At 43.9% G+C, this 14,755-nt stretch carries 17 protein-coding genes; 11 read left to right on the forward strand and 6 right to left on the reverse strand.

Features of this window, described 5'->3' with window-relative positions; translation table 11 throughout:
• Nucleotides 1-44 precede the first annotated feature (44 nt).
• From KP803_RS01320 to KP803_RS01335, 4 genes are all read right to left on the reverse strand, one after another.
• Entirely contained in the window at nt 45-536 is a 492-nt protein-coding gene (locus KP803_RS01320; protein WP_248007025.1) for a cyclin-dependent kinase inhibitor 3 family protein, read from the reverse strand.
• A gap of 12 nt (nt 537-548) precedes the next feature.
• Entirely contained in the window at nt 549-1,550 is a 1,002-nt protein-coding gene (locus tag KP803_RS01325) for an ArsJ-associated glyceraldehyde-3-phosphate dehydrogenase (protein WP_248007026.1), read from the reverse strand.
• Nucleotides 1,551-1,603: 53 nt separating this feature from the next.
• Entirely contained in the window at nt 1,604-1,945 is a 342-nt protein-coding gene (locus tag KP803_RS01330; protein WP_248007027.1) for a metalloregulator ArsR/SmtB family transcription factor, read from the reverse strand.
• Between the two features lie 623 nt (nt 1,946-2,568).
• On the reverse strand, nt 2,569-3,603 hold the full coding sequence (locus KP803_RS01335) for a DUF1214 domain-containing protein (RefSeq protein WP_248007028.1): 1,035 nt from the start codon (nt 3,601-3,603) through the stop codon (nt 2,569-2,571).
• A gap of 172 nt (nt 3,604-3,775) precedes the next feature.
• Here KP803_RS01335 and KP803_RS01340 point away from each other — a divergent pair, with 172 nt between their 5' ends.
• The 3 genes from KP803_RS01340 (at nt 3,776) to KP803_RS01350 (ending at nt 5,420) form a co-directional block, all read left to right on the forward strand.
• Entirely contained in the window at nt 3,776-4,705 is a 930-nt protein-coding gene (locus KP803_RS01340) for a LysR family transcriptional regulator (protein ID WP_248007029.1), read from the forward strand.
• Nucleotides 4,706-4,860: 155 nt separating this feature from the next.
• Entirely contained in the window at nt 4,861-5,145 is a 285-nt protein-coding gene (locus tag KP803_RS01345; RefSeq protein WP_248007030.1) for a type II toxin-antitoxin system TacA family antitoxin, read from the forward strand.
• Nucleotides 5,142-5,420: a type II toxin-antitoxin system RelE/ParE family toxin gene (locus KP803_RS01350; RefSeq protein ID WP_248007031.1), complete on the forward strand. Its 279-nt coding sequence runs from the start codon at nt 5,142-5,144 to the stop codon at nt 5,418-5,420. Before KP803_RS01345 ends, KP803_RS01350 begins: the two co-directional genes overlap by 4 nt.
• A 340-nt stretch (nt 5,421-5,760) precedes the next feature.
• Here KP803_RS01350 and KP803_RS01355 read toward each other — a convergent pair whose 3' ends face one another.
• Entirely contained in the window at nt 5,761-6,660 is a 900-nt protein-coding gene (locus tag KP803_RS01355; protein WP_248007032.1) for a LysR family transcriptional regulator, read from the reverse strand.
• Nucleotides 6,661-6,788: 128 nt separating this feature from the next.
• Between KP803_RS01355 and KP803_RS01360 the strand changes: the two genes are divergently transcribed.
• The 8 genes from KP803_RS01360 to KP803_RS01395 all read left to right on the forward strand — a co-directional run bounded on the left by KP803_RS01360 (nt 6,789) and on the right by KP803_RS01395 (nt 14,012).
• On the forward strand, nt 6,789-7,226 hold the full coding sequence (locus KP803_RS01360; protein ID WP_248007033.1) for a carboxymuconolactone decarboxylase family protein: 438 nt from the start codon (nt 6,789-6,791) through the stop codon (nt 7,224-7,226).
• Between the two features lie 250 nt (nt 7,227-7,476).
• Nucleotides 7,477-8,373, forward strand: coding sequence for a GntR family transcriptional regulator YhfZ (yhfZ, locus tag KP803_RS01365; protein ID WP_248007034.1), 897 nt, complete (start codon nt 7,477-7,479; stop codon nt 8,371-8,373).
• Between the two features lie 60 nt (nt 8,374-8,433).
• Nucleotides 8,434-8,811, forward strand: a complete 378-nt coding sequence (locus KP803_RS01370) for a hypothetical protein (RefSeq protein ID WP_248007035.1) — start codon at nt 8,434-8,436, stop codon at nt 8,809-8,811.
• A 12-nt stretch (nt 8,812-8,823) separates the two neighbouring features.
• Complete coding sequence (locus KP803_RS01375; RefSeq protein ID WP_248007036.1) at nt 8,824-9,699, forward strand: phosphotriesterase family protein; 876 nt, start codon at nt 8,824-8,826, stop codon at nt 9,697-9,699.
• 33 nt (nt 9,700-9,732) lie between these two features.
• Nucleotides 9,733-10,092, forward strand: coding sequence for a DUF2620 domain-containing protein (locus KP803_RS01380; RefSeq protein WP_108100820.1), 360 nt, complete (start codon nt 9,733-9,735; stop codon nt 10,090-10,092).
• A gap of 9 nt (nt 10,093-10,101) precedes the next feature.
• Complete coding sequence (locus KP803_RS01385; protein WP_248007037.1) at nt 10,102-11,403, forward strand: YhfT family protein; 1,302 nt, start codon at nt 10,102-10,104, stop codon at nt 11,401-11,403.
• Between the two features lie 160 nt (nt 11,404-11,563).
• Complete coding sequence (locus KP803_RS01390) at nt 11,564-12,730, forward strand: YhfX family PLP-dependent enzyme (protein ID WP_345791539.1); 1,167 nt, start codon at nt 11,564-11,566, stop codon at nt 12,728-12,730.
• The gene (locus tag KP803_RS01395; RefSeq protein ID WP_248007039.1) at nt 12,723-14,012 is read left to right on the forward strand and encodes a phosphopentomutase; all 1,290 of its coding nucleotides are present in this window, start codon (nt 12,723-12,725) and stop codon (nt 14,010-14,012) included. Before KP803_RS01390 ends, KP803_RS01395 begins: the two co-directional genes overlap by 8 nt.
• 145 nt (nt 14,013-14,157) lie before the next feature.
• On the opposite strand, the gene KP803_RS01400 is transcribed toward KP803_RS01395, so the two are convergent.
• Entirely contained in the window at nt 14,158-14,580 is a 423-nt protein-coding gene (locus KP803_RS01400) for a GNAT family N-acetyltransferase (RefSeq protein WP_248007040.1), read from the reverse strand.
• Nucleotides 14,581-14,755: the final 175 nt, after the last annotated feature.

Here is a 14,755-nt window from a genome sequence, read left to right on the forward strand (position 1 = left end):
GACCAAAAGCTCTTTATATTCAATGTTCTGCTTACCGCAATCGGTTAAGCAGAAGCAACACCATTGATGTATTCGACCTGTACTGGTTTAGTAAAAGCACCTGGACGAAGCGCTTGAACGTCGCGAATGATATCTTCTAACTTCCAGCCTTTTTCTAACAATAGATGAGCGGCAAATAGACCCGTACGACCCGATCCACCCATGCAGTGCATCGCTACTTTGCCGCCATTATCAACAACGTTGTGAAGTGTCGGACTCGCCGCCTTCCACTTTGTATTGAAATCTTCACCTGGTGCGCAGTCATCTTCAATCTCAATTTGGAACCACTGCATACCTAACGCTTGTGCTTTCTCGCCTAATGCCGAAACGTCTTTACTTGCTAGCTCTGCACTATCTAAGGCTGTGACGATTGCTTGAACGCCTTGCTCTTTTAGCTGAGCGAGTGAAGCATCAAGTTCAACGCCCTTAGTACCAGGGCAAGGTGTTAACACTAAAGCTCCAGCGTCTAAATTTAATTGCCATGTTGGGTGAGTCATTATTCGAATTCCTTATGCCAAGCCAACGGTACGCACAAGCTCAGCGGTACGTGTTGCGTAACCCATTTCATTATCGTACCAAGCGTAAATTTTCACCATACGAGTGCCAACAACCATGGTTGATTGAGCATCGACAATCGTAGAGCGCTGGTCACCTTTATAATCGATAGAGACTAACGGGCGATCTTCAAAGCCAAGAATGCCTTTTAGCTCACTTTCAGACGCTTCTTTTAGTAATGCGTTCACTTCCTCAGCCGTAGTATCACGTTTAACATCAAAAATAATGTCCGTTAATGATGCATTCGCAAGAGGAACACGTACCGCATGGCCATTGATCTTGTCTTTAAGCTCAGGGAAGATTTCAACAATCGCCGTTGCAGAGCCTGTTGTGGTTGGAATTAAGCTCATGCCACAAGCACGTGCACGACGCAGATCTTTGTGTGGTGCATCTAGAATAGTCTGCGTATTGGTTAAATCATGAATAGTGGTAAATGCAGATTGCTCAATCCCCAATTTTTCATGAATGACTTTAACCACTGGCGCAATACAGTTAGTCGTACAAGACGCCGCTGTTACGATTTTATGTACTGTTGGGTCAAAGATCTCATCGTTCACACCAACAACAATGTTAGCAACGCCTTCTTCTTTCACTGGAGCCGAAACCACAACACGCTTAACGCCTTGATCTAAATATTTATTTAATAATGATGTCTTACGGTGAACGCCTGTCGCTTCAATCACCACATCACAGCTAGACCAGTCAATCGCATCGATATCACGCTCTTGAGTCGTCTTGATTCGTTGACCATTGATGATCATCACATCACCTTCGTAGGTCACTTCGTGACTCCATCGGCCTTGAACTGAATCAAACTCTAGCAGATGAGCAAGCGTTGCTGTGTCTCCTGCGACATCGTTGATTTGTACGAATTCTAGCTCTTCCCAATCAAAAGCAGCGCGAAGTGCTAAACGGCCAATACGACCAAAACCATTAATACCTACTTTAACTGTCATTCTCTTTATCTCTCAGTTAGTGGTGAAACCTAAGTTATTTATTCATTGTAAGATTAAACGCAACACGTTGGGCGTGAGTCCATCGCTTCTAGGCGCTCAATATCTTGTTGATATTCTTTTTTCAAACAGTTCGATGCGATGAGGTCATCAATCAACTTCCGCATCCAACCAGGTAAATCTTCGGCTAAACGATAAAACACCCACTGCCCTTGGCGAACATCAACCAAAATGCCACTAGCACGCAGCTGTGCAAGGTGACGTGATACTTTAGGCTGGCTCTCTTGCAGTGCATGGGTAAGCTCACCAACCGACAAGCAAGTCTGGCGAACCGTCAACATTAAACAACGGACACGAGTTTCATCAGATAGCAATTTAAAAAACTGGTGAGGAAGCATATTACATACTCATATATGGATATGCGTATATGTTAACTTTTAAAATGGTGACGTCAATAGCGAGAAAGCGACTGTCATAAATCTTTAATAAAACGTATCCGCCCCATAAATCCACAGGGCGATTTTCTAGTGTTTGAAGTTTCGAGGTAGGAGCGCATCGATATCAGGGCCCACTTTCGCTACTGCATACACTTGACCATGTAGTCATAGAGGATAAGGTCGTTGACTTTCGCAGTTTCAACTATACATTACTTGCATGCTGGGAGCCGACACCTAAAAGCATGAGAACTGAATGTGTCATTGCAAAAGCTGTTCGAAATTCTGACCAATTATCAGCGGCAAAGAACTTTGCAGAAAGTGGGGGGTCAATAACTGCCCAGCTCATTGGTATATTTGCAAATGCGGTAATAGACATTTTTTGTACGTCAGTTTTATGTGTCGAAAACAACCTCTTTTCTACAGTAAAAATTGGTCATTACGATACGACAGAATTGCTTGGTGATCACACATCTGAAAGCGGCCTTGTAACTCATAGCTAAGCCAAAATTTATGCTTTATAGATAAATCTCCCTATTACAACAAAAACGCCCTCAAGTCGAGGGCGTTTTCTTAAGTAAAGTGGATTATAGTGCTTGTAACTCAGGAAGCGTATAAGCGTCAATCTTATCCATATTTGGCAGGTATATTCTCATATTGATCGAAATCGCATCCGTCGGTACATGCAGTAAGTTATCGACCTCACCGCACGAGGCAGTTTCAGCGTTACCATAGTGCACCGTGAATGTACCATCTTGATTAAACGCAATATCTTGGTTTGTGATAATTGAATATTCATCAGTGGCTAAATATTGCTTATCGTCGTACATAGTGATCGAGTAGAAGCCTAGCTCTTCATCCGTCATCTCTGGCGCATCATAGGTCGCCACATAACACGTGTTTTTGTCCAAGTGGTACTCTGCTACTTTGTAGCTCGCGTGAGCATCTGGTAACAAGCCTGTTGAAATCGCAACACCACGGTTTCGATCATCTTGGCTAACAATTACACCCGCTTCCAAATCAGATATTGCATCTGCAATACCTTGCGATTGAGCAATTTCGATCCATTTTTGATGAATAGGCATGAAAGTCGCCATATCCCATTTTGTCGCTTCAAATGCTTGTGGCTCATAAGTGCTGTCGACATACTCGAACTTGAAGGCATCTTGATACTCGTTCACTTTTTTAACGTCTTCTGGGCTTGCAGCATTTACTTGTGTGCGTGCATAAAACGCAATGTAGTCAGTTGTATCGTCAGCTTTGATAATATGATCGCCCGCCCCATAAAATACATAGGCAGTATCATGATTATGATTCATTACGTGCACCGATAAATAACGCCCATCCAGTTCTGGTAAGGTTACTTTGATGTCTGACCTTGCATCCGCTACCACAAAAGAATACAAGGTATCACGGTTCATCATCGGTGCTGGCTGCTCGTCAAGCTTCATTGGAGCACGGTGGTGGTTCCAGTCTTGAAGACCGCCGTTACTCGCTTCTACATTCATAGCCATATCAAACATAGCTGTTGAATAGTTTTGTTCTGTTACTTCGGCAGGCTCGCCGGCGAAAGACGTGATAGAAGTCAGTGATAGTAAAGTTGCTAGAATTGTCTTTTTCATAATTGGCTCATTAAGTTGTCTATTCATTTTCGCCTTACTTATTTCGGTAAGGCATCCATCGATAGCTTCCTTTAATCTTGTTCTTTCATCCTGTTGACAACTACTTTACCAACCTCAAATGATTAGGTATATTTAACAAAACTAACCATTGAGTTTAAATTATCTAAACACCATGAGTGAACTACTATCAAATGTCGACTTGAACCTCTTGAAAGCCTTCGTGGTTGTTTACCAAGAGCGCAACCTAAAACGTGCCGCTGAGAGGCTTTATGTCACTGCCCCTGCGATCAGTATCAAGCTAAACAAATTAAGACATGAAGTTGGGGGGACGCTGTTCATTAAAGTACCAACAGGATTCGAGCCCACTGCACTCGCAGACAATCTTTATAAAAAAGTTGAACCGCTTCTTAATCAACTGCACTCAGAGATCGTGAGCCTAAAAGGCTTTGAACCTGCCGAACTCACAGGGCGTGTCAACATTGATTTAAGCCAGCACTTTATTGGCTGGTTCGCTCCCAAACTATTCCAGCAAGTTCAAAATCTTGCGCCTAAAACCACAATGACGTTCAATGGATTTTCTGACGGGACATTGGAGAAACTCCAAACCGGTGATGTAGATATTGGCATTGAATACGCGAGGGTAAATACGCCTCAGGATATTCTAGAAGTGCCTTTAGAACGAATTCCGTTGGCCATGGCCGTTCGCAAGGATCATCCAATAACAAAGCCAACCGCGCATATTGAAGAGATGGTAGAACATGGCATCGCCATGATTGAATTGAACATTCAAGAAGCAGGCAAACGCTGGTATTTTGTCAACGAGGTAAAAAAGAACTTAGGGATAACACTTAATCCACAATTTGCTTCAAGCTCCATTGAAGCCGTTGTTGGTGCACTTTGTGCCTCCAACATGGTTTGCCCTGTATCTAAGCACCTCATTAAACTTTATCCAGATAAACTCAAGAGTATTGATTTTGTTGAACTACTCGATATAGCATCGTACCCCGTCAGCCTGTATGTACATAGAAGAAATCGACACTCTCCAAAGCATCAATGGCTAATCGAGCAAATAAAGAAAAGCTTCCCTAACCCAATCAACTAACAAAAACGTCCTCAAAGCAAACTAACAGGGTCAGGTCTTGCCTTTTGCCTTTTTGATAAGAGTTGTCTAGTTTTTAGCTTGGCCATTTTTTCATTAGTTGTTCAAACTTAAGTGTAGTGCTAACATTTGTACGCACAGATAGTAAGGAGTAGCTTATGGACACAAGAATTCAGTTTCGTGTAGATGAAGAAACTAAACGCCTAGCTCAGCAAATGGCTGAAAGCCAAGGTCGAACGTTAAGTGACGCTTGCCGAGAACTTACTGAACAACTAGCCGAACAGCAGAGAAAAACACTATCCCATGATGTTTGGTTAACTGAACAAGTTAACTTAGCTTTTGAGAAGTTTGATACAGGAAAAGCGGTTTTTGTTGATCACGCATCAGCCAAGTCACTAATGGCTGAGCGCAAGGCTAAAATCCGCAATCGAGGCAAGCTATGATTTTGTGGGAGGAAGAATCCCTTAACGATCGAGAAAAAATATTTGAGTTTCTATACGATTTCAACCCTGAAGCTGCTGAAAAAACCGACGAACTAATAGAAGCTAAAGTTGAAAACTTGGCGGTTCAGCCTCTTATGGGATTCAGACGTGATGGGGTTAGAGGCAGGCTACTTATCATTCCTGAGATTTCAATGATCGTCTCATATTGGGTTGAAGGCGACATTATTCGCATTATGCGTGTTCTACATCAGAAACAAAAATTCCCGACAGATTAACGTTATCACTAGGCAACTAAAAAAGTTTTGCCTTTTGCTTTTTTGATGAGGATGCTCTAGTTTTTAGCTTGACCATTTTTATTTAGAGAAAACAATGAGTAGACCACTACGGATAGAATATGTGTGGGCACTTGTACCATGTCACTTCTAGAGGTAATGCGCGCCAACCAATTTATCTTGGTGAAGCCGATTTTGTCGGGTGGACGGCACTTGGCAACAAGTGTCGTCCACCCGACAATAGTAAGTTAGCACAGGCAAGACTAGTTCTAAGATGCACAAATGTGAGTTACACAGCGCATCGGCAACATTTTGATGTAGAGCCAAGCTAAGGTGGGTGGATTCATTTTACTGGCTTCAATTTCTCAACTAAAAAATCAACGAAGGCACGGATATGAGGCCTCGGATATTGATTGTTCTTATATATTGCAAATATTTCACCACTTCCTTGCTCGCTATGCATTGGGGTCCAATTGGGTATCAACTCTTTCAACTGTCCACTTTCCAGATATGGCTTTAACATCCAGTCAGATAAAAGAAGAACACCCGTTCCTTTCAGTGCAGCATGCAAAAGAGGTGAACCGCCTTTTGATATCAAATTTCCGGTCACTAACACTTTTTTGTTAGTTGTACCTTTCCTAAAGTACCAATAGTTTCTTTGTCTTTCATGGCTAATCAGCAAGCAGTTATGATGCTGTAAATCTTCGGGATTTACGATAGGACTTTGCTTCTGAATATAAGAAGGCGCAGCCACCAGTGACGTATAGTTTGTTAATAAATGGCGAGCTTTGAGTCGACTATCTTGTGGTATTCCTATACGAATCGCTACATCTATATTTTCACTATTCAAATCGACCACATTGTTATCTAACTCTAATTCGACTTGGATTTTCGGGTATCGTTCCAAAAACTCTGGAATTAATGGTGTAAGGCACAAGTTACCAAAGCTCTCAAAAACTGAAATTCGTAATATCCCCTCTGGAGCACCATGCTCTCCTCTCATTTCAGCTAACAGTCTTTCGCTATCTTGTAGAATCTTGGCTGATTGCTTATAGAAATACTGCCCCTCTTCAGTCAGCATCAACTGCCTTGTACTGCGCTTAAAAAGCGAGGCTTTGAGCTTATTTTCAAGGCTATCTATATTTCTGGCCACAGAAGATGGCGCCATATTCAGAGCTTTGCCTGCTTGTGAGAAATTGCCTGACTCTACGACTTGGTCAAATACTTTAATTAACGCTAACACGCCCCACCTTTGCGATTTATGCATAACTGGTACAGATTCTATACGTATTCCGCCCATATATCGACTCAAGCATAATGACCCTATCGCAATGTTCGCGATATCCTTCAATCAAATTAATGGTAAAAACAATGTCAAAACGTATTGATCTCGATCAAATTCAACCTAACGCTTTAACTGCAATGCTATCTATAGAAAATTATCTATCTGACACAGCGTTATCTTGCGAGTTGAAAGAAATAATTAAAATCAGGGCATCAATCATCAACAAATGCGCTTATTGTATCCAAATGCATACGACCGAAGCGTTAAAGAAAAATATCTCAGAACAGAAACTATTTGCCCTCTCTGCATGGCAAGAGTCGCCACTGTTCAATAAAGCGGAGCGAGCACTACTAGAATTAACCGATGAAATGACAATGATTTCCAATGCCGGTGTTTCGGATACGACTTATCAGCAATGCTTAGACTTGCTGGGAGAAGAGTTGCTTGCACAATCAATGATGCAAATCATTATGATTAATGCATGGAATCGATTTGCACTTGCAACCAAGATGACCCATTCGTAATGGTTTGAATGAGTACCAACTACGACTTAAAAAGGTACTGGCCCTCTCTGGGCCAATCTCTTCTTTATAACCCGCTAACAGTGCAGAACCACTTTTTGATGTTAACTTGCTCAATTGCAATAGTCTTACTCTATTCACTAATTTCTAAGTGCCTATATTATTGACATTAGTCACACTTCTTCCGTTGCCCTCTTTCTATTGACTCAATTAATGATTAACTTATCTTCAAAATAATGAAGATAAGTTAATCATGACTGTACAGTACATCAGCAAAGAAGGCTCGGCGATCATGAATGTCGCCCAATATTTGATGACAACCGCAGAAGGCGATCGACTAAGAACGATTGATTTACTCTCTGATGAATTTTCAGTCTCTGTCGGGTTCATTCAAAAAGCACTGACAACCATAGAGCAGCGTGGCGCAGTGATACTGTCAAAGCAAGGTCGTAACGGAACCTTTATCACTCAATTAGACTATCGTGAGTTGGTTGCCTGCGCAGGGCTAAACAATGTTGTTTGCGCCATGCCACTGCCCTATACACGCCACTACGAAGGCTTAGCCAGTGGACTAAAAGACCAGATTGGTGACTTACCTCTATATTTTGCTCATATGCGTGGCGCAAGTGTGCGAGCCGAGTGTTTAAGAAATGGCACTTATGACATTGCGATTATGTCGAAACTAGCTGCTAAAGAATTGGCAGACGGGCTAGTTACTGCCATTGATTTAGGCGCACATTCGTACTCTCACGAGCATCGACTCATTTTTAAGAAAGGCCGTTATGAGAATATTCGACGTGTTGGTGTTGACCCTGACTCTCCAGACCAAAAGATTCTAACCAGTGAAGCCTTTGTCGACAAAGAGATCGAAATCGTTGAAATTCACTACGGAGAGAGTTTGACCCACTTAACCAATGGCGACATTGACGCGGTAGTTTGGTTACCCGAAGCGATTGAGATGGATAAATATGACCTTGATGAACAGTCATTAAGCCATACCCCCTCTTGCCGAGACGCGTCAGAAGCGGTAATGCTGGTTAATGGAACGTCTTCGCACATTACGATTTTATTGAGAAAACTATTGAGCACCGGGCAGTTGCGAAGCCATCAACAATCCGTCGTGAGTGGCGATATTACACCGAGTTATTAAACGTGAGCGCTTAACGACTATCAGCCACCGTTCATTAATTGATGACACTTAGGGATAAACATGGAACAACGATTCGCACTCTTGCTGCAAGCGAAAGCCATTAGCCAGCAAGCGCATGACCACTGCTTACGAACAATCACATTGATGGACAGTGAACTGGGCCTACCTCATGACAACGAACAGTACCAAATGGCGGTCACGCATTTGTCTCGCGCTGCAGACCGTATTTGGCGAAATGAAGCGATAGAAGAAGGGCTAGACGCCGACATTCTTGATGAGATTTATCAAGATCCTGAAGCAGCAACGATTATGGCCCTTCACAAAAAGGTGCTCGATTCGATGGCGTTGCATAACGTCCCTGCGAACGAAGAAGGCTTCTTGATTGCGAATGTTTACGCGTTGTATCAGCTTAGCCATTCCCTAGAAACACAAGAATAGGAACCACACACCATGATCGACAGCACAGGCTACACCTATTGCCACGAACATTTACACATCGATTTGTCGCCACAAAAAGGCGATGTAGATTGCCGATTGGATCAATACCAATTGCTATGCGATGAAATGAACGCGCTTCAAGATCGCGGTGTACGCAACATCGTAGAAGTCACTAATTCTTTTATGGGTAGAAATCCTCAATTTATTGAAAATTTAATCAACGACACCGGAATCAACGTCTTACTTTCCACCGGATTCTACATAGAAGGCTTCTTCCCTGACTCTCTGTACACCATGAGTGTGGAAGAGATTGCCCAAGGGATGATCAAAGAAATAGAAACCGGTATCGACGGTTCATCACTTAAAGCCAGTGTCATTGGCGAAATAGGAAGCAGCGAAAATGGCTTCACAGATACCGAGAAAAAGGTCTTTCGCGCTGGCGCTATTGCTCACTTAGAAACAGGCCGACCTATTTCAACGCACCAATCAATGAGCACCATGGGCAAAGCACAGATTGAGTTACTTCAAAGCTGCAATGTGCCGATGAACAAAGTCACCATTGGCCACTGCGACTTACGAGACAACCTAGACGATATTGTCTGGATGCTCGACCAAGGCTGTTATGTGCAGTTCGATACCATTGGTAAAAACAGCTATTACCCAGATACCCGCCGTGCAGAATCTTTGAGAATTCTGTGTGAAAGAGGCTACGCCGAGCAAATCATGCTGTCCATGGACATTACCCGCCGCTCTCATTTAAAAGCGAATGGCGGTCTTGGTTTTAGCTACCTCATTGACGAGTTTCTTCCCCTGCTTAAACAGCATGGGATTACTGACCACCAAATCAGCACCATGTTACAAGCTAACCCTACACGCTTATTTGGATAAAGAGCGACACGCTCAACAATAAAAGGACATAACATGAAAAAAATCGCTATCGCAGGTTTGCAACGAGAGCAAATCCGAGATCAGATTGAAGCATCGGCGCCAGACACGTTTGAATGCCATATTCTGACCGATATGGATGCCGCCATGAAAGTCAAAGCCGGAGACATGGACTACTTTGTTGGCTGCTGCAACACCGGTGCGGGCGGCGCATTAGCCATGGCCATCGCCATCATTGGTTTCAATCAAAGCTGCACCATTGCTAAGCCAGCGATAAAAGCCAAAGAAGACGAAGTCGCGCAATTTATTGAGAAGGGATACGTCGCGTTCGGCCTGTCTGTTGAACACATCGAGCATGCCGTACCTATGCTTACACGCTTACTCGCTGAAAAGTAGGAAACTAATATGGATATTATGCACATAGGACTCGTTGCCACGTTATGCGCAATGACCGCTTTAATCGCCAACATGAGTGCCGCGGTGTTCCACGATGGGATTCGACCTATTTTGCCTCAACTGGTTGAAGGCAATATGACTCGACGTGACGCCGGCTCTGTCGCGTTTGGTTTATCAATTGGTTTCGTCGCCTCTGTTGGTATTTCATTCACCTTATCTACTGGGTTGCTCAATCCTTGGTTACTCTTTCTACCCACTGATATTCTCGGCGTGATGATCGGAAGCCGCTTTTTAGCTGCCGCTGCAGGTGGGCTTTGGGGCATACTGGTTGTCACTTCACTGGCGGGCGTTAACGCGGTACTGACTGGCTTGCCCGTTGATGCACTCGGCGCACTGGGTGAACTTGGAACGCCTGTGATGTCAGCGTTCGCTCTGTTTCCGCTGCTGGCTATTTTCTATCAGTTTGGCTGGAGAGCAGGCGCCGTTGCAGCCGTGGTTATTTTAATGTCTCGCCTCATGATCATTAAGTTCACCGGTATTTACCCAGAATCGATTCAAATCTTTGTTGGTATGTTAATGCTGGTTCTCTTTGCCATTCGAAAAGATCTGTCAGACCGAAAACAAGGTATTGAAGCACCGGATATGTCTGGATTGCACGGCCTGTTTGACGAGCGAACCAAGCGGATCGTAAAAAACCTTCCCTTCCTAGCGGTAACAGGTGCATTAATTGCTGCGGTCTCAAACGTGGGGATCTTTGCAGGCTCAGAAGTGTCAATCTACTCACTGGCTGATGCCTATAAAATTACGGACCCAACCGAGCACGATGCCGCAATGAAGCAAGTTGCGTTGTCTGAATTTATGCGTGGCCTTGGCTTCATTCCATTGATTGCAACAACGGCTCTGGCAACGGGTGTGTATGGCGTTGTCGGTATGACCTTTGTTTTCGTTGTCGGTTACTTATCTCCGAATATGCCCGTCGCTGCACTACTGGGGGCGATTACCATTTGTGGCGAAGTCTTCTTGTTACGCAGTATTGGCCGATTCTTGGAGCAATTCCCATCCATCAGAAATGCGTCTGATAACATCCGAAACTCCATGAACACCTTGATGGAATTCGCGCTGTTAATTGGTGGCGTCTTAGCCGTCATGAAAATGGGATCGACCACGGGTTTCACCATCTTCGCTATGTTGTTCTTCTTAAATGAAGTATTAGGCCGACCAATATTGAAAATTGCAGCACCTGCTGTCGCCGCTATTTTAACCGGTGTTATTCTCAATATATTGCATGTCGTTGGTCTGTTTGCTTTGTAATAAGTCGCAAAATTTAACCCACTGTTATTATTAAGGAAAATGGCACTGAGCTGATCGTCAGCTTTATATAACAAACCCAGTTTTTATTTGTCACTCGTTATTAAGCAAGTACATCAGAAATGATGTGCCGGATTAGCTCATGCCTGAAAAAGGGGAGAATATGTTTTTAGAAGCGTTAGAACAGCAAAATCCCAATTTAATTAATGCCACACTTGCTCTATTTAAACAGGGTAAATTGCAGCCCGACACAACCGTTATTGACGTAGACCAACTGCTCGACAACGCCAAATCAATGAAGCGTACCGCCGATGAACATGGAATACAGCTTTATGCGATGACCAAACAGATCGGTCGAAACCCTGAGATTGCCAAACGACTGATCGAAGAGTGTGGCTATGAAGGCATCGTGTGCGTTGATTTTAAAGAAGCACGTGCCCTCGCCTCTCATGGTTTACCCATCGCAAATGTGGGGCATTTGGTTCAGCCGCCCACGAATATGATTCAATCGTTAGTCGAGAAGGTAAAACCCCATGTCATGACGGTCTACAGCCTTGAGAAAGCGCAGCAGATCTCAGACGCTGCGGTGAAAGCGGGAAGAAAACAGGCCCTGTTGCTTAAGTTTTACCACGACAGAGACAAGCTTTACGTTAATCAAGAATCAGGCTTCGCGTTGTCATTAATCGAAGAAGTCGCACAAGCCATACAAGCGATGCCCGGCGTTTACATAGAGGGCGTGACTCATTTCCCATGTTTTTTGTTTGACGCTCACACGCAAAAAACGCAGCCAACGCCCAATCTCACTACCCTACTAGAAGCCAAACGAGCACTGAATGCTTTGGGTATTCCATGCGCGCAAGTGAATGCACCATCGTCCACCAACTCAGAGACCATTCCGATGCTGGCTGAGTTTGGGTGTACGCATGGTGAGCCGGGACACGCGTTGACCGGAACCACGCCCGCCAATGCAATCAAACCGCAGACAGAACGCCTTGCCATGCTTTATCTCAGCGAAATATCGCACTACCACGGCGACAACAGCTACTGCTTTGGTGGTGGGTATTATCGCCGAGGGTTACTCGACAACGCCAGTGTGTATAACGGTAATGAGCATCAACGCGTTTCGGTATTTAACGACGAAACCGACAGCATTGATTACCACCTGCGAATACCTGGTCACTACCCCATTGGTGCGCCCATTATTATGGCTTATCGCACACAAGTGTTTGTTACTCGTAGTGATGTTGCCCTCGTCAAAGGCATATCAACCCAGACCCCAGTGCTTCTGGGTATTTACGATTCTCTCGGTAATGAGGTGCAAAATGGCTAGATTTATCATTGTGGTTTTGGACGGTTTCGGTGTGGGCGAAATGCCCGATGTTGCTGATGTTAGGCCACAAGACTGTGGCTCTGATACGGCTGGAAAGTTGCTTTCTCACTTTCCTCTTAAGGGTTTACCGGTTCTGGAAAAACTCGGGTTGCAAAATGTCGTGGCAAACAAGGCCTCAATTATGACGCCGAATCCGCTGGCGAACACAGGGCGCTCGAACCTTGCTCATGAAGGCGGTGATACCTTTATGGGACATCAAGAAATCATGGGGACTCTGCCCAAGCCGCCACTGACTCAACCTTTTCAGGTGGCGCTACCGGAGATAGAAGCTGAACTGATAAAACAAGGGTACAGTGTTTCTCGTCATACACAGCAAGGCTTGTCTGTACTAGTGGTGAATGAAGGCATTGTCATTGGCGATAATCTAGAAGCCGATTTAGGCCAGGTGTATAACCTCACCTGCAACTTTGACCTTATCTCTTTCGAAACGCTACTAGGCATTGCCGCCGTGGTGCGCACTTCTAATCCTGTTAGCCGAAATATTGCCTTTGGCGGCAACATTAAAGTAGAGCACCATAGTAGCAGTGATCGTGAGGGTCCTAAGAAGAACGTCGCGATGAACCGCGTTTTCAACGCCATTGAAGTCAAAAACAACACTGACGGTAAGGCAATATACATCGGCGTGAATTCCCCAGACAGTGGCGCTTACGACAACGGATTTCAAGTGGCGCATTTAGGGTATGGTGTTGATGCGAAGACTCAAGTTCCATGGCAGCTGCATTGTCACGGCATCAAGACTTGGCTCTATGGAAAAGTCGCTGATATCGTCCAAAATGCACACGGGAAATCCTACACTTCAGTGGTGGATACCGACGAAGTATTCCGCCTGTTGAACCTCGATCTTTCTATTGAAAATACGGGGTTCTTTTGTGCCAACATTCAAGAAACGGATCTGGCTGGGCATCAGCAAGACCCTAAGCAGTATTGGCGTATTTTAGAAAAAGCCGATCGTGGACTTGGAGAAGTCATTGAACAGATGACAGAGCAGGATGTATTGATAGTGATGGCCGATCATGGAAATGACCCCTTTATTGGCCACTCCAAGCACACTAGAGAACAAGTGCCCTTGCTTGCCTATAAAAAAGGGAAGCAAGCAATAGATCTTGGTGAGCGAGAAACTATGTCAGATATAGGGGCAACTGTCTGTGCTTTTTTTCAAGCAGATCCACCAGAGAATGGAACAAGCATAACTCAGCTATTAGACGAGTCTGATTTTTTGTAGTGAATGAGTAAATTTGACCACACAGTTAGAGTCAACTATCACTGTGGTGAAGTGTGTCTATTCCATTGAAATATGGAAAAGGGCTGGTATGTGTTGAGTCAGCATATTTTTATTAATCACAACTTCACCATAGGACTAATTCAGATTAAGTGAGGGATCTCGACATGTAATAAAATCGCTCTTCTTCTTTGTCAACGACAAAACCGCTTCGTTTATACAGACTATGAGCAGGGCTTATTTTAAACACCCTTAATCTAAGCTGCTTGCAGCATTCTTCATTCGCTATCCGTTCTATCTGAGCTAGCGTAACTGCACCAATTCCTTTGTTTTGGTATTGCGCGCTGACTTGGAAATCACGTAAGTAACAGTCTTCACTATCAAATGACAAACGAAAAGCACCAATTACTAATCCTTTATATAAGATGTCCCAGTTTTCTAAACCTGAAATTTGCACATGTATGTTGGGTAACTCCCAATCCACGGCATAATGCTCATAGTATGAGCGCATGTTATCAAAAGTAACCTCCGCTGAAGATAATAAATCTACTGTTGGTTGGAATGAAATCACCCTTTACGACTCCTGACGCTATCTAACACACATAACAAGTAGTCTAAGGCATCCTCGACTTCCTCAAATACATTACAAGCATAAGGAAAATCAAGTCAAATACTTATCGTGTCAAGCGAGCTATCAATCGATTCAAAGCAGGGATGAGGGAAGAGCTTGCTAGTGATTATCCGAA

Source organism: Vibrio amylolyticus, assembly GCF_023145695.1.
Lineage (GTDB): Bacteria > Pseudomonadota > Gammaproteobacteria > Enterobacterales > Vibrionaceae > Vibrio > Vibrio amylolyticus.